This is a genomic window from Microcoleus sp. B3-A4 (genome assembly GCF_036705385.1).
Taxonomy (GTDB): Bacteria; Cyanobacteriota; Cyanobacteriia; order Cyanobacteriales; family Microcoleaceae; genus Microcoleus.
Genome location: NZ_JAUBUI010000008.1, coordinates 1 through 26,931, shown reverse-complemented (window position 1 = coordinate 26,931; position 26,931 = coordinate 1). Strand labels below are relative to the sequence as shown.

Here is a 26,931-nt window from a genome sequence, read left to right as displayed (position 1 = left end):
TCTCAAATCTAAAATATAAAATGGTATGACATCTGTGTTTGAGTCAACTTTAACGCCTGGTTTAAAAATTCTTTTAGTAGAAGACTGTGCAGAAGATGCAGAACTCATTCAAGAACTGCTGTCTGAGGGCCAACTAGGACTATCAATTGATGTCACCAATGTAGTTCGCCTCCGGGAAGCGATAGAAATTTTAAGCGATAAAATTTTTGATGTAATTTTATTAGATCTTTCACTTCCTGACAGCCTAAAATTTAATACTTTTTTCCGACTGCAAGATTGCGGTATAAATATTCCGATCGTCATTCTGACAGCCGCCGATGACGAAGAACTGGCTGTCGAGTTAATTGCCGCCGGCGCCCAAGATTATTTGGTGAAAAGACAGGTAGACAGCCGGCTGCTGGTGCGGACGCTCAGGTGCGCGATCGCCCGCCAGCAACGGCAAGCAGAATGGCAAAAAAGTCAAGAAAAATACCAGCAGGTTGTTGGCAATATCAAAGAAGTCGTTTTTGAAACAAATACTGCTGGCAATTGGACTTTTCTCAATCCGGCTTGGACGGAAATTACCGGATTTACCGTTGATGAAAGCTTAGGAACTTCCTGTTTGAGTTACATTCATTCTGAGGATCAATACCGCTATTTAAATTTGTTTAGAGATCGGAGACCCAATCAAGAAGCACCCTGTTGTTATCAAAGTCGATATGTTACCAAACATGGCGAAATTCGGTGGGTGGAAGTGCAAGAGTTTTTTATTTTGGGCGGGAACGGAGAGGCGCAGGGGACGACAGGAACTATCAACGATATTACAGATAAAATTTTAGCTCTTTCCGAACTAGAAGCTAGTAAAAAGTTTTTGGATTCTACGATTGATGCAGTTGCAGACCCACTTTTTGTCAAGGATGAACAGCACCGTTGGATACTGTTAAATGATGCTTTTTGCAAGCTGATCGGGAAGCAGCGCGAGGAACTGCTGGGCAAATCGGATTATGACTTTTTCCCAAAACAAGAAGCGGAGATTTTTTGGCATACTGACCAACAAGTGTTTAGGACGGGTAAAGAAAACGAGAGTGAGGAAATATTTACGGACGCCAACGGTGCAAAGCACATTGTGTCTACTAAAAAAACTGTCTTTGAAAATACCGATGGCAGTAAAATTCTCGTGGGGATAATTCGAGATATCACTCAGGATAGGCGCAAACAATTAGCCCAGCAAGAAAGCGAAGCTAGACTGCGGCAACTTACTGCCAATTTGCCGGGAATAATTTATCAATTTCGCCTATCAACCGACGGCCAAAAAAGTTTTCCTTATATTTCTTCGGCTAGCCGCGATTTATATGAATTGGAACCAGAAAATATTCAGCAAAATCCCCAACTACTTTTTAGTTGTATTCATCCAGACGACCGCCAAAAATTTGAAGAATCAATTGCTGTTTCTGCGGCAAATATGCAGCTTTGGTACCAGGAATGGCGCGCGATTTTCCCGTCGGGAAAAATTAAGTGGTTGCAAGGGGTTTCGAGACCGGAACGAGTTAATTTTCCCACAGAAATAGGGCAGGAAGGCGATATAGTTTGGGAAGGCATGGTGCTGGATATTACTGATTTAAAACATACCGAAGCAGCTTTACGGGAGAGTGAAGCCAGATTTCGCTCGCTCGTTGAGAATATCCCCGGCGCTATCTGCCGCAGCTTGTATGATGCTGATGAGACGATGGTATTTATTAGCGATGAAATTGAGGGAATTAGTGGTTATCCTGCTGAGGATTTTATCGGCAAGAACTGCTGGAGTTTTACTAGCATTATCCATGAGGCAGACAAGGAAATGGTCGATCGACAAATCAGCGCAGCAGTAGAGTCGAAACAGCCGTATAATCTAGAATACCGGATTGTTTGCGCTGACGGCACGGTGCGGTGGATGTCGGAAAGAGGTAGACCAACTTACAATCTAGAAGGGCTAGTTTTGTGGCTCGACAGAGCGATTTTTGATATTACCGATCGCAAACAAGCCGAACTGACTCTGTGCCTGGTAACTCAAGCTGTAGACAGCGCTAGTGATGCGATCGCGATCGCAGATTTGGACGGTTATTCCGTTTATCACAATCAAGCATTTATTCAGCGCTACGGCTATACAGTTGAGGAACTCAATAATGCTGGCGGCCCAGCAGTAATGTACCCCAAATCTCAAGATTTGAGAAAGTTATTTAGGGTGATGCGGAAAGGTTTTTCCTGGGAAAATGAAATAGAAATTAAGAGTAAAAATGGCGACATTAGAGAAACTTTCTTGCGAGCTAACTGCATTAAAGATAGCGCTAGTCAACCGATAGGAATGATAGCCATAATTGCCGACCTCACAGAAATAAAACGCACCGAATCGGCATTAAAACTCAGTCAAGAGCGATTGCTGTTGGCGGTTTCAGGCAGCTCTTTGGGGCTGTGGGATTGGAATATAGCTACTGGCGAAACTTATTTCGACTTTTATTGGAAATCAATGCTAGGCTATGCAGAAACCGAAATTGAAAATAACCTCAAAGGTTGGGAAAGTTTGCTGCATCCAGAAGATCGAGTAAAGGTAATGGAATGTTTAAATTCCTATTTGGAAGGTGAGACTGATATCTATGAATTTGAATTTCGGATGCTCAACAAAGCGGGCAATTGGCAGTGGATTCTGGCTATGGGCAAGGTAGTCGAGTACGACGAATGGGGTGCGCCGTTGCGAATAACAGGCACTCATAAAGATATCAGCGCCCGCGTTGCAGCAGAAGCCGAAAAAACGCAGTTGATCGCATCTCTGCAACAACTTGCCGAACAGTTGCAAGCAGCGCAAAAAATAGCCCGCATCGGCAATTGGGAATCCGATAGGGAGACAGGAATTATTACTTGGTCGGAAGAACTGTTTCGAGTTTACGGCCGAGAATTGAATCGGCCGCCCACAATGGAAGAACTTTTAGAGCAAATTCATCCCGATGACAAAGAAAGGTTTTCACAAGTTGTGCAAAAGGCAGTGACAGAAGGGACAGCTTACGACATCGACCACCGCATCTATGTTCCATCAGGAGAAATCAGGCACGTTAACGCTAAAGGACAATCTGTTAAAAATGAGTTGGGTCAGGTGGTGAGGCTGTTTGGCACGGCAATGGACATTACCCATCGCAAAAAAGCCGAAACTGCTTTGCAAGAAAGTGAACAGCGATTTCGAGCTGTATTTGAACAAGCGGCGATCGGTATTGTGAAAGTGTGGCCAGACGGTCAATTTTTGAAGGCAAATCAAGGGTTTTGCAATATTGTCGGATACTCAGAATTGGAGCTGAAATCACGAAATGTTGGGGATATTTCTCACCCCGAAGATGTAGCAGCCGATGTCGAGTCGCGTGACAGACTGTTAGCTGGGGAAATTTTTAATTATTCCCTTGAAAAACGCTTTATTCGCAAAGACGGTTCATTTGTTTGGGCTAATATGACTGTATCTTTAGTGCGGGATGGGTTTGGGGGACCTAGCTATGTAATTGGTGTGATTGAAGATATTAGCACTCGCAAACTTGCCGAGGCTATCTTGCGCCAGCAATTAAAGCGAGAACGCCTGGTAGTAGGAATGCTGGAACGCATTCGCTCTTCTCTCAATTTAGAAGAAATTTTGACAAAAACTGTTGCTGAAGTACGGCAATTTTTACAAACAGACCGGACAGTTATTTATCAGTTTAATCCCGATTGGAGCGGTTTTGTAAATGTCGAGTCAGTGGGCAAAAATTGGCTGGCTATTCAGGGAATAACTATTAACGATTCCTGCTTTGAAGACAGCTATGCTTCTGCTTACGAACACGGTCGTGCTGTAGCGGTCGATGATATTTACCAAGCTGATCTTTCCGAGTGCTACATTAATTTATTAAGTCAATTTCAGGTGCGGGCTAATTTGGTAGTGCCAGTTTTGCAAGGCGAGAAGTTGTGGGGGCTATTGATTGCTCACGAGTGCGCTGGTCCCCGCCACTGGCTGGAAATTGAGGTCGAGTGTCTCAAACAAATTAGCGTGCAGTTGGCGATCGCGATCCAGCAATCAATGCTGTTTGAGCAAGCACAAAGTGAAATTGCCGATCGCAAACAAGCCGAGTCAGCTTTGCAGGAATCGGAAGCGCGAGAACGTTCAAAAGCGCTAGAGTTAGAAGCAGCTATTAACAAACTCAGAACGACTCAAGCTCAGCTCGTTCAAAATGAAAAAATGGTGAGTTTGGGTCAGTTAGTTGCTGGTGTTGCTCACGAAATTAATAACCCTGTTAGCTTTATTCACGGCAATCTCAATCCGGCTCGCAATTACACTTTAGATTTGCTGGAATTGATTAAATTTTACCAGCATTACTGTCCTAATCCTCCAGCCCAAGTCTTGCAGAAGATTGAGGAAATAGACTTGGATTATATTGCTGAGGATTTCCCGAAATTGTTTAATTCGATGCAAGTAGGAACCGAGCGAATTGTCGAGATAGTGAAATCGCTGCGTAATTTTTCCCGATTGGACGAGTCCGCAGGGAAGTCGGTTAACATTCACGAGGGAATTGATAGCACTTTGATGATTTTGCAAAACCGATTAAAATCTCACAGCAGTCATGGAGAAATTCAGATAGTTAAAGATTACCAAATATTGCCACAAATTGAATGTTTTCCTGGCGAGTTGAATCAGGTGTTTATGAATATTTTAATTAATGCGATTGATGCTTTGGAAGAACGGGATAAGCAGCGTCCGATCGAGGAGTGCGATCGACATCCCAGCACGATCGCGATTCGCAGCTATCAGGCGGCTGCCGGCTTCGTAGCGGTATCCATTGCGGATAACGGGCGGGGGATACCGGAGTCAGTGCGATCGAGGCTGTTTGACCCGTTTTTCACGACTAAACCTGTGGGCAAAGGTACGGGTTTGGGATTGTCGATTTCTCACTCGATTATCGTCGATCGCCACGGCGGCAGATTGAGCTGTATTTCCACACCGGGAGAGGGAGCGGAGTTTTTGATTGAAATTCCAGTGCGGCCGAATTTAACTGGTACGAAGTCAAATTTGGGGCAATAAATTAGCAATTGGTAATTGGAAATTGGGAAGCGAAAATGAGTAATATCTCACATCTTGCACCATTCTCAATGACAGGCAAGATGCCTGTTCCACAAAGAGTGAATTTTATTGTGGAACAGGCATCTTGCCTGTTGCTAAACAAGTAATTGAGAAGGGTGCAACATCTCAGTAATATCAAATACCGTAGCATCGGAATTCAACCCTTAAAGCGAGCATTATCCTTGCTCCTGGTCACTGGATCGCGTCCCGCTCGCACTGCACGCGGAAAATTATTATTCCGATGCAAATGTCAACAATATGAGTTATGAGTTCTAAATTATGAGTAAACAATTAAACGCGATCTTACTAATTATTAATTACCAATTACCTTCAAGTTTTACATAAAAATCGGGGAAGATTCCGAGTTATTGCTAGCGTGACAAATGCGATTTTTGCCTTCTGTTTTGGCTTGATAAAGGGCGCTGTCAGCGCTGCGAATTAGGGTGTCGGGAGATTCCTGGGCAGAAGGAATCGCTGTCGCAATGCCACAACTGAGGGTAACGTAGGGCCCGATCGACGATCGCGCGTGGGGCAGTTTCAAGCTGGCGATGCCGTCGCAAATTTTCCGGGCGACAGCGTTTGCCCCTTCGGCGCTAGTGTTGGGCAGCACTACGGCAAATTCTTCCCCACCGTAGCGGGCGGCCAGATCCCCAGCCCGGTTGGTGGATCTGGCGATCGCCCCGGCAACTTGGCGCAAACAATCGTCCCCGCCGAGGTGCCCATAAAACTCGTTGTAAAGTTTAAAAAAGTCGATGTCCAACATAATTAGAGACAGGGGCAGTTCCTCTCTTGCCAATCTGCGCCACTCTAATCTCAAAACGCGATCGAACTGGCGGCGATTGGCAATGCCAGTCAGTCCGTCAGTAGTTGCCAGTTGCTGCAATTTTTGATTGGCTATTGCTAGCTTGCGGTAAAGTTGAGATTGTTCGATCGCGATCGCCACTTGATTTGCCAAGTGCTGTAAAAAGTCTATTTCCCACTGCTGCCATTCCCTGACACCGCTGCAATTGTATGCTGTCAGCATTCCCCACAAACTATTGCCATTTTCTGCGATAGAATCCGGCAAATTTTTACCCTGGGTCTGCGGTTTGCCACTCGCGTGGTGCCAGATATAATTTTCTGCTGCATCTTGATTTTTCTCGACTTCCCAAACAGTGGCTTCTTGTGTTTCTTTTGTCGTTTCCCAGTCGCCTGATTGCCAAATTGGCACGCTGATAACTGCTGCAATTTCACAATCTGCCAGCAATTCTTTGCAACTGCCAGCCAAGGGGGCAGTGCTGACATCTGCTATTGCTTGTACCGACTGGGATTCGACTAAAACAAAGCATGACACCGCCAAAGCAGCACTAATATTGTGGTTTTCAATATAACCTTCTGGCAAACCGTCACCAGCGACGATCGCACCTTTTTGCTCTTCCCCGTCCAATTGAGACACCCAATCCTGACAGCGATAAATTAAAACGCGGTCTGTTTGGAGAAATTGGCGCACTTCTGCAACGGTATTTTGGAGAATGCTTGCCGGATCTATTGACGATCGAATATGTTCGATCATTTTGCCCAACAGCCGCTGTCGGAGAGCCTGCTGCCGCAATTGTTCTTCGATTTGCTGGCGTTCGATCGCGTAATGGATTGCCCGCACCAGCAGAGTTCTGTGAAATCTTCCCTTTACCAAACAATCTTGAGCGCCCCACCGCAATACCGACCGGGCCATATTTTCATCGTTGATATCTGTCAGCACCACAATTGGCAATGTGGGCCATCGCCCTTTCAAAACTGCGATCGCCTCGCTTCCCCTCAAGCTGTCTGACACTGACAAATCTAATAGTACGGCGTCAAACTTGTCTACTTCCAGACGCGCAACTCCTATCTCCAGAGACTTAACAGTTTGGAGAAGAAATAGAGACTCGCTGAATGACCCTAGAAGGTCTTCGATCATTGTCGGATTTCCCAGGTCATCCTCAACCAACAAAATTTTCAGACATTGGTTACGTGTTAACACAACTATAGCGTTTGGAGCGGTTCTAAGGCCACTTTTTTGTTTTGAGAGCGATACTTGCGATCGGCCAATATTTCTGCTTATCAAATTCACTATACCCTCAAACTATGGATTTAGCCCTCCATTAAAGTTTACATATCCGGCGGGAGTGAAACGATTTCAAACCAATACTCGCATAAAGTCTTCATTACTTCAAGCAATCCTTCAAAAGTGACTGGTTTGGATATGAAAGAATTGGCTCCCAAGCGGTAGCAAAGCAAGATATCTCCTCTGCGGTGGGAAGTTGTGAGCATTACAACCGGAATTTGTTGCAAATGGGGGTCAGATCTGATCGAAGTTAGTGTTTCGCGCCCGTCTAGCCTCGGCATATTCAGATCCAAAAGTATCAAGTCTGGCTGATGCCAATTGCTGCTAGCAAAATATTGACCGCGACGGTACAAGTAGTCTAGCACTTGTTCTCCATTTTCCACAAATTCGCTCGTAATTGCTAATCGAACTTCTCGCAGTGCTTCCTCCATCAAAAAGCGCGTATCCTCGTCATCGTTTGCTATTAAAAGAGTAAATTTTTTCTTTTTATAATTCACGGCTTTGCCTCACTACGAACGTCTTTTGTGAGGTTGCGGGACTTTGAGCCGTGTCTGAGTACCTGCAAAGCATCTCTTGCCATCATCCGGTAAATCTGGCTGAGAACACTGAAATTGTGTTGCAGCAATTTACCGTTTTTCTCCATTTGCAAAGGTTTGCGAATCATGCTTGTTTCACTTGGCAGTCTGTCCGAGAAGCGGCAAACTGCAAACACATCACAAATCCTTGTCCGCGAACTACGAGGGAAACTACTGCATCCCAAAGCAAGATGCTCTGGATACGGTTGAAAAAAATTAACAAGTCTTGCGCGCACCGCTGATTTATAAGTTGTAGAAGGAGAGAGCTAATAGATATATACTGATAGATTTTTAGCTCGATGTCATCAGTGAATATGCTACAGTTTATCAGCCTTTTTGTAAAGAACAAGTAAAGATATTTAAAGCTTAAGTAAAGGACGGGTGACTGCTTCAGGCGGACTGCTGACTTCACTTTGTTATAGGAATAGAAAAATAAAAAGTCGAGCCTTGATTGGGTTCTGATTCTACCCAAAGGCTGCCGCCGTGCCGATCGACAATTCTTTGACAAATCGCTAAACCGATACCAGTTCCCGAATACTGTTTTTGGGTGTGCAAGCGCTGAAAAATCTGAAAAATTCGCGGATGGTACTGTGAGGCAATCCCAATACCATTATCCTGCACTGAAAACACCCAGCTATCCCCCTGACGCGAAGCGTCCACCTGCACCACCGGCGCCTCACTGCTGCGGTACTTAATGGCGTTACCAATTAAATTTTGAAACAGTTGCAGCAGTTGAAAAGAATCACCTTTTACCCTTGGCAAATTCCCCCTAGTAACTGAACCTTGATTTTCGCGGATGGCCAAATGCAAATTAGCACAAGCATCCTCAAAAACCCGATTGCAATCTATCATCTCAAAAGGTTTCTGACTGCGACCGACCCGCGAATACTCCAGCAAGTCATCAATCAGCGCCTGCATCCGATCGCAAGAATTAACAATATTGCGGATAAATTTATTCCCTTGGGCATCAAGTTGGTTGGGAAAGCGTTTTTCTAATAGTTGAGCGTAACCAGCAATCGTGCTCAAAGGCGCTTGCAAATCGTGAGAAGCCACGTAAGCAAACTGTTCTAGTTCGGCATTAGAACGAGTTAATTCTTGAGCGTAGCGGGTTTGAGTGTCTAAACTCGCTTGCAGGAGTTCTTGTACCAGCTTGCGTTCGGAAATATCCTCGATCGCACAAATCAAATACTGCAGCGTCCCTTTGACATCGCGCATTGCCGAAACAGTAACATTGACCCAGCGCACAGCTTCATCTTTGCATAGCAACCGCTTTTCCACAGAAAAAGTTTGAATCTTCCCGGATAACAGCGAGCGCAAGTATTCTCTGTCCGCTTCTCTGTCATCGGGGTGAGTAATTGCCTCCCAGTTTTGCTGTAACAATTCGGATTCTGCATAGCGAACAATTTGACAAAAGCCGGGATTTACCCGTATAAATTTACCGCAAAGCGCGGTTTTAGCTATGCCGACCGCAGCTTGCTCGAATATCGCGCGGAAGCGTTCTTCGCTGTCTCGTAGGGCAATTTCTGCTCGTTTACGCTCGGTAATATTACGAAATGTTACTGCCAGACCATCGTTTAATTTGACCGCCACAATGTGCAGCCAAACAATTGTATCTCGCTCGTGTTCGTAATAAAATTCTTGGTCTACAGTTTCTCCTGTTTCTACTACAGAAACATACAAATCAAATAAGCCGTTATTGCTAACTTGGGAAACTTGGGCTAACAAATTCTTACCAACTATCTCATTTAATAGAAGACCATAAAATTTTTCGGCAGCAGCGTTGATCAAGAGCCACTGGAAATCTACAATATTTCCCTCACTGTTGCGGACAGCAGAATAAGCCACCACACAGTCTAAGGAACTATTTAATATGCTAGCAAGCAGCGATTGCGACTGTTGCAGTTGATAATTTTGTTCTTTTAATTGCTGTTGCAGTTTTTGCAAGCCGACTTGCTTGTCGATGCGTGCTAAAACTTCTTCTACTTGAAATGGTTTAGTAATATAGTCGGCTCCTCCTACTCGAAAAGCTTGTAATTTATCGTTCATTTCATCTAATACACTTAAAAATATCACCGGAATTTGTTCGGTTTCCGGTGTCGCTTTCAGCCTCCGACAAACTTCATAACCGTTCATTTCCGGCATTCTAATGTCGAGCAAAATTAAATCGGGGCAATAGGTGATCGCAACATTCAACGCCAGTTGACCGCAAATAGCTCGGTAAACTTGATATCCCTGGGATGTTAGCAGTTTGGATAAGAACCGCAGATTGCTCGGTTGGTCATCAACCACCAATACTTTAATTTCGCTATTATCCATTTATTTTAAACTCGATTGAGTTAAATCCATGATCTTGTCGAGCCTGTAATCGGCAAGCAAATCTTTTAAAGCGTCAGCTAAAGTTGGATGACTTTCCCAGATGCGATCGACAAGTTGAATCGCCAGCTCTTCATTAACATCATTAGCTGCATCGTAGAGTTCCTGCACCCAGCTTTGAGGCATCTGAGCCAGCAGCCCTCCGAAAAATGAATCCGGTTTTTCGCTCACACAATAACGCCGTAAAGCCCCGGCTGGGAGGCCGGGCAACTCTTGATACAGATAGCGCACTCCCAAGTAGCAAGCCATCTTATCAAACAGGATTTGTTCTTGAAAAGGTTTCCGCACAAAATCGTCGCAACCTGCGGCAATAATGTCGCCTTTTTTTTCCTCAAAAGTGCTAGCAGTCAGAGCAATAATTACAGTTCGCCATTGAGTTTGTTTCTCTTTACCTCTAATTTGTCGGACAGCATCAAAACCGTCCATTACCGGCATTCGCGTATCCAGCCAAATTAAATGAGGCTGCCAACTTTCCCAAAGTTCAACAGCTTGGTAGCCATTTTCTGCTTCTCGGACTTCAAAACCAATTGGTTGCAACATTTTAACCAGCAGCAGCCGATTTTCTTGATTGTCGTCAACAGCTAAAATCCGATAAACCGGTTGATTTGCTTCTAGTCCGATCACCCGCTGCAATGTCGCCACTGTTATTTCAGACGAAATAGCCGCACATACTCGGATATTAAATTTAAAACTTGTTCCCTCACCTAAAACACTTTTTACCCAAATATCCCCGCCCATAATCTGCACGTAGTTTTTAGTAATTGTCAAACCCAACCCCGTACCATCAGCCGCTTTTCTCCCCGCTTGTGTTTGCACGAAAGCATCAAATAAAGTATCAATTTCTGCTGTTGCTATGCCAATTCCCGTGTCTTCAACTTCAAACAAAATTAACAAGGGTTCGACTGAGGTAGAGTTAGGATGACTTTCCGATTCTGCCGGCTGCTGCGGCTGGTTGCTTTCCACGCTCACGCGCAGCCAAATACGGCCCCCGTCGCGAGTAAATTTCATGGCATTTCCCAGCAGGTTAATTAAGCAGACGCGCAGCTTTTTTTCGTCAGCTTTTATATATTGGGGAACATTTGCCTGAACGGAAAATTTCAGTTGCATTTTTTTTGTTTCAGCTTTGATTTGAAACATTTCTTCGAGAGAGTCGAGGAGTTGATAAAGGTCAAAGCTGCGTTCATCTAAGCTAATTATCCCTGCTTCTATTTTCGACAAGTCTAAAACATCGTTAATTAGTTCCAGCAAATGTTGACCGCTGCGGTTAATAATTCGGAGATTTTCGAGATTTTCGTGGCTGAGCAAAGAGTCGCGGCTCATGACTTGGGTAAAACCCAGGATGGCGTTCAGGGGCGTCCGCAATTCGTGGCTCATGTTGGCAACGAATTGACTTTTTGCGAGCGATGCAGCGGCCGCTGCTTCTTCGGCTTTTTTGCGTTCTATTATTTCTTCTTGCAGTTCTTTATTGCGATCGAGCAATTGTTTTTTCAGTCTTTGGATAGTCAGTTGGTGTTCGATTCGCGCTAAAACTTCTGCTACATGAAACGGTTTTGTGACATAATCTACCCCTCCAACTTGAAAGGCGGTTACTTTGTCCAATACTTCATCTAAAGCGCTGATAAAAATAACAGGAATTTCTGATGTCTTCGGATCTGCTTTGAGCTGCGTGCAGACTTCGTAGCCATCCATTTCCGGCATTTTGATGTCAAGCAAAATCAAATCGGGAGAACCAGAGCGCGCGGCTCTGATGGCCATTTTACCGTTAATTACGCCGCGGACTTTGTAGCCCCGATCGGACAGCGTTGCTGATAAAACTTGCAAATTTTCTGGCGTATCGTCAACAATTAATATGTTGCCTTTATTTTCTTCTATTGGATTTTTGCTCATCGATTGCTATTTTTTGTTAATTTAATAATTGTTGATTTTAGGAAAACTGGTTAAATACTCATTATAGCACTCCCTCTTCAACCAACAGTTTTGATATTTACAGAACTTACCGTAGCTGAGATTTGAGATTGGAGATTAAAGAATTGGGAATGACTGATGATTACCAGGGTGTGGAGCTTGGCTACAAGTAAATTACCCGATCGCCTGCGGGCGAATTTACAAATAGGGGAGCGACCTAAACCATCAATAATCCTGAGCCTGCCCCTATCCCTTCTTCTGTCATCGTTCAACAATTTCTAAACTCCTCAATCAAATCGATAATCCGATCGCATCGGAAGTTATTTGCCAAATCGGCGATCGCGCTGCGGAAACTAGCATTAATAGAAGGAATCGACAACAACAGCCGAAAAATCTCCTCGTTATCAACCGCATCCGCCGCAGAATACAATTTATCAATCCATTCAGCAGGCATAGCTTCCAAAAATGAAGTATTGAGGGTAAAAGCCAAATCAGCCGTTTCAGTTGCCATGGAAACCTCGGCGGACACCGCCGCATCAGAACTTAGCGAAGCTTCTCGATCGTAAACATAGCGGACTCCCAGATGCTTAGCCATCTTTTCCAGAATCACTTGCTCCCGAAAAGGCTTCGCTACAAAATCATCGCAACCAGCAGACAAAATCAGCGATCGCTCCTCATCAAAAGCACTTGCAGTCAGAGCAATAATCACCGTTGCTTGACCTTTCAAATGCGCTTTAATCTGTTTAGTAGCTTCGTAACCGTCCATCACCGGCATCCGCATATCCATCCAAATCAAATGAGGTTCCCAACTCGACCACATTTCCACAGCTTGAACGCCATTTTCAGCTTCCTGCACCGCAAAGCCGAGCGATGTCAGCATTCTGACTAACAGCAAGCGGCTTTCCAGGCGATCGTCAACAGCTAAAATCCGGTATTCTGGCTGTCCGGGTTCAAGACCCACCACTCGGCGAGCTGTTTGAGCCACCTGAATTTCCATTTCATTAGGGAGGGAAACTTTAACATCGAATTTAAAAATGCTGCCGCGACCGAGGGTGCTTGTTACCGTCATCTTCCCTCCCATTAACTGAACGAACTGTTTGCTGATTGGCAAGCCCAAACCGCTTCCTTCTTGAGCTTTTTTCCCGCTTTCTGTTTGCGCGAAAGGTTTAAACAAATTGTCCATTTCTTCCGCAGAAATTCCTGAACCAGTGTCTTGCACTTCAAATAGCAAACAGCAATTGTCACTTGGCGAAATCTCAGGGTATTTTTTATTTTTTAGCAGCTCATGTTTAATTCTCAAATTAACACCACCTTCGGCAGTGAATTTAATAGCATTTCCAACCACATTTATTAATACTTGTCGCAACTTGCTTTCGTCAGCTTCTATATATTGAGGTAGGTCTGGTCGGCAATCAAAAATTAACTGCAAGCCTTTTTTTTCTGCTTGCAGTTTCAGCATATTTTCAGTATTTTTTAGCATTTTGTGCAAGTCGAAGGTACTGTTATTAAGTGTCACCAGCCCGACTTCAATTTTTGACATTTGCAGAATATTGTTGATCAGAACGAGCAAATGTTCCCCGCTCTGGCTAATAATTCCTAAGTATTGCTGTTGGTCGGCACCGAGGTTTGGGTCGCGGGCCAGCAGTTGGCTGAAACCGAGAATTGCGTTGAGGGGAGTCCGCAATTCGTGGCTCATATTCGAGAGAAATTCGCTTTTTGCCCTGTTGGCTCTGTCGGCTTCTTCTTTGGCTTTTTGCAGGACTATTTCAGCTTGTTTGCGTTCGGTAATATCGCTAGCAGTGCCTGTGGTGCCGATGATGTTTCCTTCAGCGTCCATGCGCGCGATCGCCTTGGTATTTACATCAATCTTTCGACCGTCTTTTCCTAATACTATATTTTCGTACTGAAACACATTTTTTCCCGTCAGCAAGCGCTGCTGAAGTTCCCATTTCCAGTCTATTTCTCCAGGAGCCAAGAAATCGCTAAAAGAACAGCCGAGCATTTCTTCCGGCTCGTAACCGTATATTTGTTTAACTGCTTGGTTCACAAAAGTAATTTGTCCTTGAGCATTGCAAGACCAGATAATATCTTGGGAAGTTTCAACTAAATGACGGTATTTTTCTTCGCTCTCAGCTAGGGCTATTTCTGCCAGCTTGCGTGGGGTAATGTCCATCAAAGTTGTGAATAGTTTTGTCACTTGCCCTTGGTGGTTGACAACTACTTCTCCTCTGGCTTCGATGTAGCGGATGAAGCCGGCTTCACTTATTTGTGATGGGCAATTATCCGCAGCAATTTTTGGTTCTGGGCGCAGAATTCGATATTCCAAACTGTAAGATTGCCCGCTAGCAATAGCAGTGTCGATCGTTGTTTGCCACTTTTGTCGATCGTCGGGATGCACGTATTGCGAAAACTCAGCTAGTGTTGGCGCAGGCTGGGTTGGATCGAGCCCAAAAATCCGAGATAACTCTTTCGACCAAGTAGTTGTGTTGGCCGATAAATCGCATTCCCAATTACCGACACGGGCGATTCTTTGCGCTGCTGCTAAAGAAGCCGCTACAGCTCGGAGTTTTTCTTCGGCTAATTTGCGATCGCTAATATCTTGAATCACTGAAATCACGCAAGTTTCGCCATGAATGTCAATGATTTCTGCTGACAGCAGCCCGGTTCTGAGTTCCCCTGTTTTAGTGCGAAAGTCAAATTCGTAGTTGAGAATAATTTGTTTTTCGTCTAACATTTTAAACAACTCGGCGTGGGCTTGTATATTTTCCCAAAGATTCAAATCAAGCGCCGTGCGATCGAGGATTTCTTCGGCTGAATAACCGATGGTCTGGCAAAAAGCCTCATTAATTTCTAAATAACGACCGTCATTAAGTCTGGTAATAGTAATCGGGTTGGGAGAAGAACGAAAAGCTTTAGCAAACTTTTCCTCAGACAAGCGCAGTTGTGCAGTCCGCTCCTCGACTAAAGTTTCCAATTCTTGATTTAGCTTTTGGAGTTGAGCATTTTGTTCCGCTAATTGCTTCTCCATAAAATAGCTGTTGATCGCTTCTTTTACCGTCAACTTCAAATCTTCGGACTGCCAAGGCTTCGATATATATCGGTACAATTTAGCATATTTAATAGTATTCGCCACTGCTTCGAGGTCTGCTTGCCCCGTCAGCATAATTTTGATAGTTTTTGGGGAAATCCTGTGAATCTGCTTCAGCAATTCGTCCCCTTTAATATTCGGCATCAGATAGTCGGAAATCACTGCTACGATTTCGCAGCCCTCAGTCAGTAATTCCTCTATTAACTCTAAAGCATCTTCGCCGCCTTCAGCGGTTTCTAATAAGTGTTCTTCCCCCAGGGTTTTTTTTAACTCAATTTTCAAACTTTCAAGAATTATCGGTTCGTCATCCACGCAAATAATCACAGGTTTATTGTTCATATTTTTGTCAAGCCCGATTTTATAGTTTCTACTAATTCTTTGCGCTCCCACGGCTTGTACAAACAACGGTGCAAGTTTGCTTGCTCTTTAACCCGTGCTATTGCTACTTCGTCGGCTTGCCCGGTCAGCATGACTTTCACAATTTTGGGATATTTTTGGTGAACCATAATCAAAAAATCATCTCCTTTAATACCTGGCATTAACCAGTCAGATACTATGACCAAAATATCACTTTCATCTTCTTTTTGAATTTCCTCGATAATTTCCAGAGCTTCATCTGCATTTTCTGCTACTTCATAGAGGTAAGCATCCCCAAATTCTTTTTTAAGTTGAATTTTTAAACTATTTAAGACCACAACTTCATCGTCAACGCACAAAATTACTGGTTTAGGCATAAAAATTTACTACTATTAAATTTTAAAGTGGGGGGCATTTTCCTCTTTTTTTATTGCTATCAAGGGATTCCGATGGGCAAGGATATAGTAAATTTTGTTTGACCGGGCACGCTTTCTACTTGCAGTTCACCTTGGTGTTTTTCCAGAATTTTTTGAACTATATCTAATCCCAAACCACTGCCTTCTCCGGGAGGTTTAGTTGTGAAAAACGGCTCAAAAATTCTCGGCATAATCTCTGGTGGAATGCCGGGACCACTGTCGGTAATACTGACTGATATTGCGTTCGCTTGGTGTTTGACATCAATTTTTAACACTCCTTTGTTGCCCATCGCTTGTAAAGCATTGTGAACCAAATTTGTCCAAACTTGATTGAGTTCATCAGGATAGCATAGCACAGAGGGCACATTAGTACCATAGTTTCTGACTACTTCCACACCGTGTTTGATTTGGTAGTGGTAAAGCGTTAAAACAGTATCAATACCCTCGGTAATATTAGCGATTACTTTAGAAGCCGACTGATCGTAACGAGAGTAGCTTTTCAAAGCAAAAACGATTTTGGCTGCCCTATCCGTAGCCGTAGCAATATTTTTAGTGCTTTTTTGTACCGTAGCAAATTGGTAGGCAGTTTGTACAATATTTCGACTTTGGCTGTCTTTCAACAAAGGCAAAAAACGTTCTACATTATTGCCGATGCCGATATCTAATAAAGTACAGGCAAGACTGGCGGCGTCGTCAATGTTTTCTGATTCTAATTGCCCCTGCAAAAGTTTTTTTAACTGACGTTTTTCTTTACTAGATAATGTATCTGTTTCTTTGCTGGACTTATGTAGCAAAGCAAAGAAATCATCCCGCCGTTCCGGGGATAGTTCTTGAAAAAATATTGGCAACTGCTGCAATTGTTCGGTCAAGAAGTCGGCGATGTTCTGCACCGAAGAGCGAATCGCCCCTAAAGGAGAATTGATTTCATGAGCAACTCCGGCAATTAACTGTCCGAGGGCTGCCATTTTTTCTGATTGAATGAGTTCTTTTTGAGTCCGCTTCAGTTCTTCTAAGGTATGAGATAACTCTGCATTTTTTTGGCACAGCGCTGACTCGGCTATTTTGCGGGCGTTGATGTTGCGGGCAACCCAAATGACTGCATCTTTTGAAAACAGAGAAATGCAAGCGGAAAACCAAATTTCGCGGTTACAAACTGTTAAGCTGTAGTCAAAATTGATAGTTTGTTGTGTGTCTAACACTTGCTGAACTAACACCCACCAATCATCCGGGTTGTCGTCGTCAAAAAAATGTTCGATGGTCAAGCTGACTATATCACAATCAGGCTCAGAAGCGGCTGCCACATTCGTTGGCAAAACTTCTATGTTCCGCTGACTGTCTAGCACGAGAACGATGTCGGTCATCGCTTCAAAAACGGCGCGGACTTTCCTTTCAGAAAAGTGCAATTTTTCTTCGAGCAATTTTCTACCGCTAATTTGTTGCTGCAATTTTTCGTTACTGGCTGCTAGTTGAACCGTGCGGTCTAGAACTCGCTGTTCGAGTTCCGTGTTGAGGCGGCGAACTTCAGCTTCAGCGGTGGTGCGGTCTTCTATTTCCTTTTTTAACTGACTGTTGGCATTAATTAATTCTAAAGTTCGCTGTTTGATTTGTTCTTCCAAATTATCATTTAAGATTCGCAATTTTTCCTCGACTTCTGTTCTACGCAACGCTTCTTTTTGCAATTCTTCGTTCATTTTGTTCAACTCCTGAATTTTGTCGGCAACTGTTTCCTGCAAAAGCTCGACATTGGCGTGCATTTCTACCGGATCTAAGGCCTGCAGCAGGCTAATTTCAGTCACAATTCCGGCTAAATATCCTTCCTCGTCCACCACCACCAAGCGCCGGATGCCGTGCTGCTGCATTAACTGGTGAGCCTGCCACAATGTGGCTTTTACCTGCAACGGTATCAGCGGAAAACTCATCGCGGCAGTGACGGGAGTACGTGCCAAATCTAGTCCAGAAGCTTGGAATTTAACAATGTCGCGTTCTGTAATTATGCCCACAGGTTTTTGATTTTTGTTGTCGCTTTCAGTGCAAATAACTACGCAGCTTTTCCGCTGGGTTCTCATCTGTTTTGCCACTTCTAAAACTGAGGCGCTGCTTGAAGTAACTATTAATTGTGCAGTCATAATTTCTTCGGCGCGCCACATTTTCAGCAAGTCTGCCGGCTTGAGGATTTGACGGATGCTTTCGCAGGTGATAGCGCCTAGCAAGTTGCCACCTTCGTCTGTGAGGGGTAAATGACGGATTCTTTTCGATCGCAATATGCTCAATACCTTGAAGATATTCCCCGCTTTATCGAGGGAAAGGGCGATCGGGTTTTCAGTCATTACCTCAGAAATTGCCACCCCTGCTAGCGGTATTTCGCTAGCAGTTATTTTCACAACATCGCCCTCTGTAAAAATTCCAAGTAATTGCTGCTCAAACGCGATTAAAATGCAACTGGCACTCGCCTCAGTCATGGCAGCAATTGCGACTTTCAAGGGTGTGTCTGGAGGCAGCACCGGGGGTTTGGGGTCGATCGCCTGTTCTAGCAAGCTTTGGGTATCAGAAGCTGTTGTTGACATGGGCAAATCAAGGGGGATAGATGCAGGCGGAACCTGCACTTAATACCATTTTAGATTTCCGATTTTACAGTCGCGGTACGGCCACCGCAATCCTGGTTTGACATCGGTCTAGAGTTGCATTTTTAGCCGCGCATTGGTAGAGTTTTTAGTACGATCGCGCTAAACGGCGATCGGGATTGACACAATACACGTCCTTTGACCGATAACTGATGTTACTTCTATTTTACCCAAATGTTTTTCCACACTTTTTTTAACAATCTCTCGTCCCAACCCGCTGCCTTCGGTGGCGGGTTTTGTGATAAAGAACTGCTCAAATATTCGTGACCAAATTCCCCAAGAATTCAGTTGCCACTGACGAGCAGGCTCTGATTTTCAGCTCTCATCTCTACTTTTAAAACTCGGCAATTATCTATAGATTGTAAAGCATTGTGCATCATATTTTTTATCCAAACTTGTTTTAAGTTGTCGGGTTCAGACAACAACTTAGGCAGTCAAGCTTGATAATTTATGACAAATTCTCCTCTTTGTTTTAGTTCTTTTAATCAAGACTTAATAGACCAGTAATATTGGCAGGTGGTTTTTTTTACAGTTATAAAAGGTTATATTTTTCTTAACTTAAAAAAAAGTGTGGCTCTCTCTCGCCAGTTATATTCTTGCGAAGCTGTGAATAAATGGTAGAGACTATCTTCCTGACTCAGCAAGTTAAGCACCCTTTGATGAAATATTTGATGGCAGTGCAAGTTTATGGATGCCTTTAGTTGAGCAAGCAGGTTGCTAGATTCAGAAATTTCGCTTTTTATTTCTGTAATTTCTTGCCCTACCAAATAGGAATATTAAGATTTTTGCCACAATAACCGATAACTTCAAACTCAGCGTTTTTGAGAGCACTTTAATAGCTTTCTCGGAATATTTGCCGGGTTCCCTGGCATGAAACTTGCTGTGAGCGATACAAGCTGCTACTAAATATAATATCCTGTCTCAGAGGCTGTGGGCATTGAACATCGATAACTGTAGCTAGGTGTTGCAGTAACTAGCAGCCCAGAAAATCATGCTACCCGCAATTGTAAATAATAACCCTGCCTTTGCGCGCAAGCATTCAAGGCAGGGTTATTATTTAGTATTCCGAATTCTCAAGGGTGAAGCGAGGACGCTGCTGCCGACTTCGGCTGCCCAGCAGTGCACTACTCGCCCAATCGAGTGATTTTAGCGCTGCGTTCGGCCAACATCAGCACTACATAAATAGTCATTACATAGCCGGCGGCCAGAATGGGAATAATTAGAGGAATATCGCGATAAATCATAATTAGAACCAAAAGTCAAGGACGAGGAGGAGCAGGACAAGTTCAAGACCTACTACATTAAGTCAGTACGCAAGACCATGCCTTGGTTCTGAAGGCTGTTTTTCCATATCAAGCCTGCGGGAACATTTAGGCGTTCCCGGTCATCTATAATGATTTACTGCTTTACAGATGCTTAAACAGCCTAAAACCATCCACTTTAGCTGCTTTGAGCTACCGTGCACATAAGATGCGCTACTCTTAACTTCTGAAAACTTTTAGCCGCGAGGAACTAAAAATCTGTCCCAGAAATTTGGGCTGCGATCGACTAACAAGGCTGGCTCTACGAAACTTTTACAGGCACCTAAAAGCTACCTGCCAGTCTGGCTGTACTTAATGTATAGAATTGTTTAAATCCTTAATACCCATAATAACACAGGGTTTCTGGGATTTAGAGATTTTTTGGCAGTGTCCTTAACAATTCGATACAATAGGGGCAACCCCTCTGACAGCCGGCTACTCACCTCTGGCAGGCGGGTAACTCCCATCGGGTGGCAGATGACAAATAACTGCCGATCGCCTAGATTTTTCTTTTCTATTGCAGAGAATTACCTTAAAATAAAGATATGATATGTAAAATTTTGTTACTTTACGGCTTGAGTCGGCGTATCCATGATCTCTAGCACTCTCCTATTTTCCTCGGTTGAAGAAGACCTGCGACTGTTGACAGAAAACTTAAAACAGTTAGTGGGTGCCCGTCATCCCATCTTGTACGCGGCTGCAGAATACTTATTCGGCACAAAGGGAAAACGAGTGAGACCCGCAATCGTTCTGTTGATGGCCAAGGCGACTATGCCCGATCGGGAAATCACGGAAAAACACCGCCGGCTCGCTGAAATCACGGAAATGATCCATACAGCTAGTCTCGTACACGATGACGTGGTGGACGAGTCGGATCTGCGGCGGGGAGTGCCGACGGTTCACAGTCGGTTTAACAACCGAGTGGCAGTATTGGCGGGAGATTTTCTGTTTGCTCAATCTTCCTGGCATTTGGCAAATCTCGACAACCTGCCAGTAGTCAAACTGCTTTCAGAAGTGATTATGGATTTAGCTGAGGGGGAAATTCAACAGGGACTCAATGGATTTGACACCAGCTTGTCGATCGAAGCGTACCTCGAAAAAAGTTATTACAAAACAGCGTCTTTAATTGCCAACAGTTCCAAAGCAGCGGGCTGTTTGAGCGAGGTTTCAGCGGAAATAGCAGACGATTTGTACAACTACGGTCGGAACATTGGTTTGGCATTCCAAATAGTAGATGATATATTAGATTTCACCGCTTCAACGGAAACTTTGGGGAAACCAGCAGGCTCGGATCTCAGAAGCGGTAATCTGACAGCACCCGCACTATTTGCCCTAGAAGAAAAACCTTACTTGGAAGTTCTCATAGAACGCGAATTTGCCCAAGAAGGAGATCTAGAGCAGGCCCTGGCACTGGTAGAAGATTCTAGAGGCATAGAGCGATCGCGAGAACTAGCCACAAATCACGCACAAAAAGCCGTCGAATACTTAGCTGCGCTGCCCCATTCAGAGTCCCGTCAAGCTTTGATTGATTTGGCTGAATACGTTTTGAGTAGACTTTATTAGAGGTTAAAAAGTTACAGTTTATTGGTAATGGGGAATTAGTAATGGGGAATTCCCAATGCCTAGTTCCCTGTTACCAATTAATAGAAAATTGAGTTGTTTAGGCAATATCGGGCGGTGGAGCCGATCGATACTGTTGCAAGTAAACGTTAATTAAACTCTGTACTTGCTCGCGAGGGATTTCCGTCCCGACTTCCTGATTTCCGGGACTTTCAAAAAAAACAATGCTGTCAAGACCTTCCAGAGCTATCATTTGAAATAAAATGTGAGTGACAGGCAAAAGCACCGGTCTGAGGCGATCGCCCCCAGCCGCCGCAGCTTGTGACGCATCTTTAAGACTGTTCCAAGCATAAATCACCCTCTTCTCCCGTCCCGGTTGCTTGAGATTGCTCAAAACCACGATCGCCCAACTTTGGTCTACCGCTTGCAGGATCGAGTATTCCAGGTGCTGTAGCTGTTGGGCAATTAACACCAGGGCCGGGGCGATCGCCTTTAAGATTTGTGGCGTCGAACCGTCGGGCGGAGCTTTTTCGATCAATGCTTGAATCTGTTGGTCTAAATCCATCAGTCAGTTCTTTGATATCTAAAATTAAAAATTTCAGGTTAGCAGGTCCGCATCCAAGTATATATTACCCAGCACTGCCCTATTAAAGATAAGCTGACACCCATCTAAATTTAATATTTAGCACCCTAGAGTCCTTGTAGCGAGCATTGGGGCAAAAAAATTAAGTGCGTAACAGCTTACATAATGTCATCCAAAAAGTCTAACCATAGGGCGCTGAGCGCTAGCGCTGTCAAGGTGTCTTAAATCTGAACCCGATAAAAAGCCGAAAACGGCTATTTCACGTTCGGATTTTTCACACTTAAAGCAATAAAAACTGCTTGGGGGAGCTGGGTTTCAAAATCAAAACGCCCAAAGTTAGTAACTTCGTTGTTTACTGAGTCCACCGATGCTTGCGGCGCACTCTACAAACTCAACCTTTGTGCCGCATAGCACCCTACAAACTACTACATTTCAAACGTTTGAGGGACTTTTAGCCCAAGCGTTTGAGCCACTCAACAGCGAGCTGGCCATCAGTACCCAGCCCGCTCATGAGTGCAATCTATGTGTTTGCGTCATTGTAGCCGTTGGGTATTGGCAATAAATATTATTTATGACGAGTAGTTTATTTGAGGAAGAAGATTTATCGATCGCCCGCTATGACATTTCAAGCCTTTGAGAGCTTTCTTCACCACTCATGAGCCGGCTGGGTGCTGATGGCGCACCTTACCCCAGATGGCGACTCAAACAATTTGTTGGCCCTACTCCTATATATCTATTGTTCCTATTTATAGTTGGTCGATCGTCCTTGACGCTACCCATACCTGCCGCTGGACCTCGGCCTCATCAGCTACACCCCTAACTTTTTCGTTCTTAACTGCCCCAGAGTCACCTTAAATGTAACGAAATATTACAAGATGACGCTAAGGCAGCATAGAGGCTTGACAGCAAAGAATTAAGCGGCTACTCTGATATACATACCCGGGTAAGTCAATTCACTGTCATATGCAAGAAAAGCAAAAAGTTACATTGTATCTTCCACCAGAACTGCATCGCCAGCTCAAAATCCGAGCCGCAGTCGAAACTGAACCGATGTCATCAATTGCAGAAAGGGCAATTGTCTTCTACCTAGGAAATCCCGAACTGGTTGACGAAGTAGAAGCCTCCTACGGACAAACCCATCGGGTATACAACTGTCCAGAATGCACGGGTTCAGTAGTAATGCGAGATGGAGAACTGGCATCCGTAACGAGTCAGCCGAGCGTATTGGCTGAACAGGATCTTCCAGTAAAGCAGGTGTCGGGCGTCAGTGCCAGCACGGCCAAACCGGGAGAGGAAGAATTGGTTCCCTGCTAAGAATGCCTTGCTTCCCCACAAAGCTAAAACTGAAATTTTCAGTAAGACGGCGAAGGGCAGCATTGAGATTCAGCAAAGATAGCACCGTCTCTAGTGGGTCGAGGACTATGCAAGAAGAGATCAGTATTCTAATCCAAGCTCAATATCCTCTGATCTACCTCGTGACATCCGAGGAAGAGCGGTGTGAGCAAGCAATTTCGACAATAGCTCAAGCAAAACCACAGCGACGAGTATTTATCTGGACTGTAACTCACGGCATTGTGGAGTATGGTCAACCCCGCACCACCACCCAACACAACACCGTCTCGCCAGAGGCAGCAATTGAATGGGTGATCAGGCAGCGAGAACCCAACACTAACGCTAGCATCTACATTTTCAAAGATTTACATCCTTTTATAGATTCTCCTCCGGTAACGAGGTGGTTGCGCGATGCGATCGCCAACTTCAAAGGAACGCAAAAGACAATTATACTGATGTCTCCTTTGCAGCAAATTCCGATCGAGCTAGAAAAGGAAGTAGTGGTATTAGACTTCGCGTTGCCAGACATGAAGGAACTAAACCAAGTATTGTCTGGTCAGTTGGAGCAAACGAAATCGCGACGCATTACCACAGAAGCGCGAGAAAAACTTTTAAAAGCAGCCTTGGGATTGACCAAGGACGAAGCTGAAAAAGTTTATCGTAAAGCCCAAGTTTCGACGGGGCGTCTCACCGAAGAAGAAGTAGACATAGTTCTTTCTGAGAAAAAGCAATTAATTCGGCGCAACGGCATTCTAGAGTTCATTGAAGAAGACGAAACCCTAGATGCAGTCGGCGGTTTAGAAGAGCTGAAGCGGTGGCTGAGACAGCGTTCCAACGCCTTTACAGAAAGGGCGAGAGAATACGGTCTGCCCCAACCAAAAGGGATGTTAATTCTCGGCGTACCGGGATGCGGAAAATCGCTGATTGCCAAGACCACCTCCCGCCTCTGGGGACTGCCCCTGCTGAGGCTAGATATGGGTAGAGTCTACGACGGCTCGATGGTGGGTCGCTCGGAAGCAAACCTCCGCAATGCCCTCAAAACCGCAGAATCCATATCTCCAGCGCTCCTCTTCATCGACGAACTAGACAAAGCCTTTGCAGGAGGCACTGGTTCGGCCGACTCAGACGGAGGCACATCCAGCCGCATTTTCGGTTCCTTCCTCACTTGGATGCAAGAAAAGACTTCCCCAGTCTTCGTAATGGCAACAGCCAACCGAATCGAGCGGTTGCCGGGAGAATTCTTGAGGAAAGGCCGATTCGACGAACTCTTCTTTGTTGATCTGCCTACCAAAGAAGAACGCCAAGATATATTTAAGATTCACCTGTCAAAGCGGCGTCGGGAAATTACTCGCTTCGATTTAGAGCAACTTTCCAATGTTTCCGAGGGCTTTTCAGGTGCAGAGATTGAGCAAGCGCTAGTAGCCGCAATGTACGAAGCCTTCGCTCAAGATCGAGAGTTTACGCAGCTAGACATCATCGCGGCCATTAAATCCACAATGCCACTGTCTAAAACAATGACCGAACAGGTCACCGCCCTGCGAGATTGGGCTAGACAGCGTGCACGGCCCGCTGCGTCTTCCGTCGCTGAATACCAGCGAATGGAATTCTAAAAGCTTTCTCCTGGTCCAAACAGGAGCAAAGGCTAGCAACAGCTAGCAGTTCGATTCAAGAGCCGCCCAGCGGCACCGTTAAATCCAGACCGTTGTTGTTTCTCTCTCAGTTTTATTAGGAGGAAATCCAATGTCTCACTTTAGCACTCTGCGTACCAAAATCACCGATGCCGAAATCCTGAAAGCTTCACTGCGCGACTTGGGCATTTCAGTCAAGTCAGAAGCTGATGTTCGTGGCTATAACGGTCAGCGCGTTCGCTCCGACATCGTAGCGATTCTCGAAGGCGAATATGACCTAGGTTGGTCTCGCAATAGCGATGGTTCCTTTGACCTGATTGCCGACCTCTGGGGCGTCGCCAAAAAACACAATCAAACTGAGTTAATCAACTCCATTAACCAGAAGTACGCAGTTAACAAGACCTTGGCCGCAGTCAAGCAGCGCGGTTTGCAAAATGCCAACGTTAAGCTGGTAGTGCAAAACTAATTGATCTGCAGGTTTCCAAGCTCGCGGGTTAACCAAACAAACGGGTTAACCCGTTTTTCGATCGCTAGGATGTAGAGGGGGGTCTTTGGACCGCCACATACTTTTTTAGCACCCCCAAGCAACAGCTTTCAGGTTGAAAGCTGCTTTATGCTTTAATGGTCGGCTACCTAATGCTTCGGGCAATCGTCGATCGTTTGTTGATAAATTTCAAGTATGCGATCGACTTTGCGTTCCCAGTCAAAATGCTGCCGGACGCGCTCCCATCCAGCGCTACCCATACTCTGCCGCAACTCCGCCGACAGGGCGAGCTTCAGCATCGCATCAGTCAGTCCCTTCACAAAGCCTTCTTTAGAAGCTGGTTCTACTAAACTGTAGTTTAGACTAACCAAAGATGAGAACGGTGACAAAAGTAGAACTTGAGCCACCGCGCTGGGAGAGAATGAGGGTGAAAAACAAAACCTATCCACTCCTTAAATGATTGGAGTTTAGACTAAGCAGGTCAAAAAGTGCGCTCGCTGTGAGACTAGCGAACAGTTATCAAGAACGGCAATGGTCGCTGGCGAAAAGCTATCAAACTCAACCATAAAATAAATACCAGCGACCGTTGACGTTCTCGGAGACTTGCAATTGGAGTTTAGACTAAGCACAAATTTACCCAGCTAACGCTGAGCATAAATTGTGGTGAATAAGCGAGAGAGATTCCCAGGTTAACTGATGGATTTTGGTGATTTTTGGAACCGACCTTTACCCTTTTTGACCACTGGATAGCGGCATCTGGGAGTACGAGGTTTTCCTGTTTGCCATCCGTCACAATTTCCTCGCCGTTTGGGAGCAACAGCCGGAGTCCCAATTCTGATTAAAAGTGGAAGCATTGATTGTACAACCCTTCCCGGCGTCAATTCAGGCAGAGACTTTTGCCAGGGTAAACGAATTTCTCTGACGACATCTTTAGCTAACCATAATTGCCAGGTGAGTAAAGGCATCAAATCGCTCCATCGTTCGCACTGTTCTGGGGTGCTTAGCTTGGGCACAGTCCAATGTAAAGTTTGTTTATAGTCATTTCAAATAAGTAGGGTTTGCTGAAAAAGTTATAAAAAGCAGGGGGTGGGAAATGAACAAGAGACCCGTCTTCCTCACATAATAAGCCCTGCTTTACTTCGATTATTTAATTCATAGCTCAAGTTAATCCTTCTCGATAAAATCATAATATTTGGAAAAAATTGACACAAAAAAAGACAGTAAAACTGCCTTAGCAGCTTCACCAGGTTGATCACTAAAAAGGTCAGAGTAATGGAAGTTTCAGAAGTATTAGGTAGTTTAGCCATGACTCTATTCAGACTGAATCTTCTTTTGCCTTGTCCAAATTTTCCCTCAATTTCGTTGCGAATGCGCTCATCTTCTTGTGCTTGTTTTTTAGCTTCTCGACTGACTTGGGTAGGCGGTCTTCCTAGCGGAGTACCGCTTAGTCGAATTCCTCTTTCTTTACACCAAGCTCGATTGACTCGGGTGCGATAAATTTTATCGGCGTGAACCGATTCCGGGTAAACTCCCGTATATTCT

Annotated in this window: 17 protein-coding genes; 5 read left to right on the top strand and 12 right to left on the bottom strand. The window is 44.7% G+C overall.

Going from position 1 to position 26,931, the window contains the following annotated elements; genetic code table 11:
- Positions 1 to 25 precede the first annotated feature (25 nt).
- Complete coding sequence (locus QUB33_RS06345) at positions 26 to 5,044, top strand: PAS domain S-box protein (protein ID WP_333348656.1); 5,019 nt, start codon at positions 26 to 28, stop codon at positions 5,042 to 5,044.
- Between the two features lie 376 nt (positions 5,045 to 5,420).
- Here the strand turns inward: QUB33_RS06345 and QUB33_RS06340 are convergent, their stop codons facing one another.
- From QUB33_RS06340 to QUB33_RS29635, 9 genes are all read right to left on the bottom strand, one after another.
- Complete coding sequence (locus QUB33_RS06340; RefSeq protein WP_333348654.1) at positions 5,421 to 7,082, bottom strand: diguanylate cyclase domain-containing protein; 1,662 nt, start codon at positions 7,080 to 7,082, stop codon at positions 5,421 to 5,423.
- Positions 7,083 to 7,210: 128 nt separating this feature from the next.
- Complete coding sequence (locus QUB33_RS06335; protein ID WP_190658422.1) at positions 7,211 to 7,663, bottom strand: response regulator; 453 nt, start codon at positions 7,661 to 7,663, stop codon at positions 7,211 to 7,213.
- The gene (locus tag QUB33_RS06330; RefSeq protein ID WP_190658421.1) at positions 7,660 to 7,830 is read right to left on the bottom strand and encodes a hypothetical protein; all 171 of its coding nucleotides are present in this window, start codon (positions 7,828 to 7,830) and stop codon (positions 7,660 to 7,662) included. Before QUB33_RS06330 ends, QUB33_RS06335 begins: the two co-directional genes overlap by 4 nt.
- Positions 7,831 to 8,149: 319 nt before the next feature.
- On the bottom strand, positions 8,150 to 10,057 hold the full coding sequence (locus QUB33_RS06325; RefSeq protein ID WP_333348650.1) for a PAS domain S-box protein: 1,908 nt from the start codon (positions 10,055 to 10,057) through the stop codon (positions 8,150 to 8,152).
- A complete protein-coding gene (locus QUB33_RS06320; RefSeq protein ID WP_333348648.1) occupies positions 10,058 to 12,001 on the bottom strand; it encodes a response regulator in 1,944 nt (647 codons plus the stop codon).
- Between the two features lie 286 nt (positions 12,002 to 12,287).
- Positions 12,288 to 15,446: a PAS domain S-box protein gene (locus QUB33_RS06315; protein ID WP_333348646.1), complete on the bottom strand. Its 3,159-nt coding sequence runs from the start codon at positions 15,444 to 15,446 to the stop codon at positions 12,288 to 12,290.
- Complete coding sequence (locus QUB33_RS06310) at positions 15,443 to 15,841, bottom strand: response regulator (RefSeq protein ID WP_333348644.1); 399 nt, start codon at positions 15,839 to 15,841, stop codon at positions 15,443 to 15,445. Before QUB33_RS06310 ends, QUB33_RS06315 begins: the two co-directional genes overlap by 4 nt.
- A gap of 59 nt (positions 15,842 to 15,900) precedes the next feature.
- Positions 15,901 to 18,444, bottom strand: a complete 2,544-nt coding sequence (locus QUB33_RS06305) for a CBS domain-containing protein (protein WP_333348642.1) — start codon at positions 18,442 to 18,444, stop codon at positions 15,901 to 15,903.
- A gap of 159 nt (positions 18,445 to 18,603) precedes the next feature.
- The gene (locus QUB33_RS29635) at positions 18,604 to 18,762 is read right to left on the bottom strand and encodes a hypothetical protein (protein ID WP_445299509.1); all 159 of its coding nucleotides are present in this window, start codon (positions 18,760 to 18,762) and stop codon (positions 18,604 to 18,606) included.
- Between the two features lie 1,631 nt (positions 18,763 to 20,393).
- Between QUB33_RS29635 and sds the strand changes: the two genes are divergently transcribed.
- On the top strand, positions 20,394 to 21,365 hold the full coding sequence (sds, locus tag QUB33_RS06300; protein ID WP_333056988.1) for a solanesyl diphosphate synthase: 972 nt from the start codon (positions 20,394 to 20,396) through the stop codon (positions 21,363 to 21,365).
- A gap of 97 nt (positions 21,366 to 21,462) precedes the next feature.
- On the opposite strand, the gene QUB33_RS06295 is transcribed toward sds, so the two are convergent.
- Positions 21,463 to 21,927 (bottom strand): hypothetical protein, encoded by a 465-nt coding sequence (locus QUB33_RS06295; RefSeq protein ID WP_006635784.1) that lies wholly within the window; start codon positions 21,925 to 21,927, stop codon positions 21,463 to 21,465.
- A gap of 981 nt (positions 21,928 to 22,908) precedes the next feature.
- Between QUB33_RS06295 and QUB33_RS06290 the strand changes: the two genes are divergently transcribed.
- The 3 genes from QUB33_RS06290 to QUB33_RS06280 all read left to right on the top strand — a co-directional run bounded on the left by QUB33_RS06290 (position 22,909) and on the right by QUB33_RS06280 (position 25,371).
- Positions 22,909 to 23,259 (top strand): hypothetical protein, encoded by a 351-nt coding sequence (locus QUB33_RS06290; protein ID WP_006635783.1) that lies wholly within the window; start codon positions 22,909 to 22,911, stop codon positions 23,257 to 23,259.
- 107 nt (positions 23,260 to 23,366) lie between these two features.
- A complete protein-coding gene (gene ycf46, locus QUB33_RS06285) occupies positions 23,367 to 24,887 on the top strand; it encodes a stress-responsive protein Ycf46 (RefSeq protein ID WP_190658409.1) in 1,521 nt (506 codons plus the stop codon).
- A gap of 130 nt (positions 24,888 to 25,017) precedes the next feature.
- Entirely contained in the window at positions 25,018 to 25,371 is a 354-nt protein-coding gene (locus tag QUB33_RS06280; RefSeq protein WP_006635781.1) for a DUF1257 domain-containing protein, read from the top strand.
- A 167-nt stretch (positions 25,372 to 25,538) separates the two neighbouring features.
- Here QUB33_RS06280 and QUB33_RS06275 read toward each other — a convergent pair whose 3' ends face one another.
- Together QUB33_RS06275 and QUB33_RS06270 are read right to left on the bottom strand one after the other, a co-directional pair.
- Entirely contained in the window at positions 25,539 to 25,796 is a 258-nt protein-coding gene (locus QUB33_RS06275) for a hypothetical protein (protein WP_333348639.1), read from the bottom strand.
- 708 nt (positions 25,797 to 26,504) lie between these two features.
- Positions 26,505 to 26,931: transposase (locus QUB33_RS06270; protein WP_333348637.1), on the bottom strand; the 427-nt coding region annotated here is incomplete at its 5' end.

What these genes read in the sequence shown, in the direction of transcription:
- ycf46 (WP_190658409.1), top strand. Translation starts at nt 23,367, where the DNA reads ATGCAAGAAGAGATCAGTATTCTAATCCAAGCTCAATATCCTCTGATC.
- QUB33_RS06305 (WP_333348642.1), bottom strand. Translation starts at nt 18,444, where the DNA reads ATGTCAACAACAGCTTCTGATACCCAAAGCTTGCTAGAACAGGCGATC.
- QUB33_RS06290 (WP_006635783.1), top strand. Translation starts at nt 22,909, where the DNA reads ATGCAAGAAAAGCAAAAAGTTACATTGTATCTTCCACCAGAACTGCAT.
- QUB33_RS06310 (WP_333348644.1), bottom strand. Translation starts at nt 15,841, where the DNA reads ATGCCTAAACCAGTAATTTTGTGCGTTGACGATGAAGTTGTGGTCTTA.
- QUB33_RS06280 (WP_006635781.1), top strand. Translation starts at nt 25,018, where the DNA reads ATGTCTCACTTTAGCACTCTGCGTACCAAAATCACCGATGCCGAAATC.
- QUB33_RS06295 (WP_006635784.1), bottom strand. Translation starts at nt 21,927, where the DNA reads ATGGATTTAGACCAACAGATTCAAGCATTGATCGAAAAAGCTCCGCCC.
- QUB33_RS06320 (WP_333348648.1), bottom strand. Translation starts at nt 12,001, where the DNA reads ATGAGCAAAAATCCAATAGAAGAAAATAAAGGCAACATATTAATTGTT.
- QUB33_RS06315 (WP_333348646.1), bottom strand. Translation starts at nt 15,446, where the DNA reads ATGAACAATAAACCTGTGATTATTTGCGTGGATGACGAACCGATAATT.
- QUB33_RS06345 (WP_333348656.1), top strand. Translation starts at nt 26, where the DNA reads ATGACATCTGTGTTTGAGTCAACTTTAACGCCTGGTTTAAAAATTCTT.
- sds (WP_333056988.1), top strand. Translation starts at nt 20,394, where the DNA reads ATGATCTCTAGCACTCTCCTATTTTCCTCGGTTGAAGAAGACCTGCGA.
- QUB33_RS06325 (WP_333348650.1), bottom strand. Translation starts at nt 10,057, where the DNA reads ATGGATAATAGCGAAATTAAAGTATTGGTGGTTGATGACCAACCGAGC.
- QUB33_RS06330 (WP_190658421.1), bottom strand. Translation starts at nt 7,830, where the DNA reads ATGATTCGCAAACCTTTGCAAATGGAGAAAAACGGTAAATTGCTGCAA.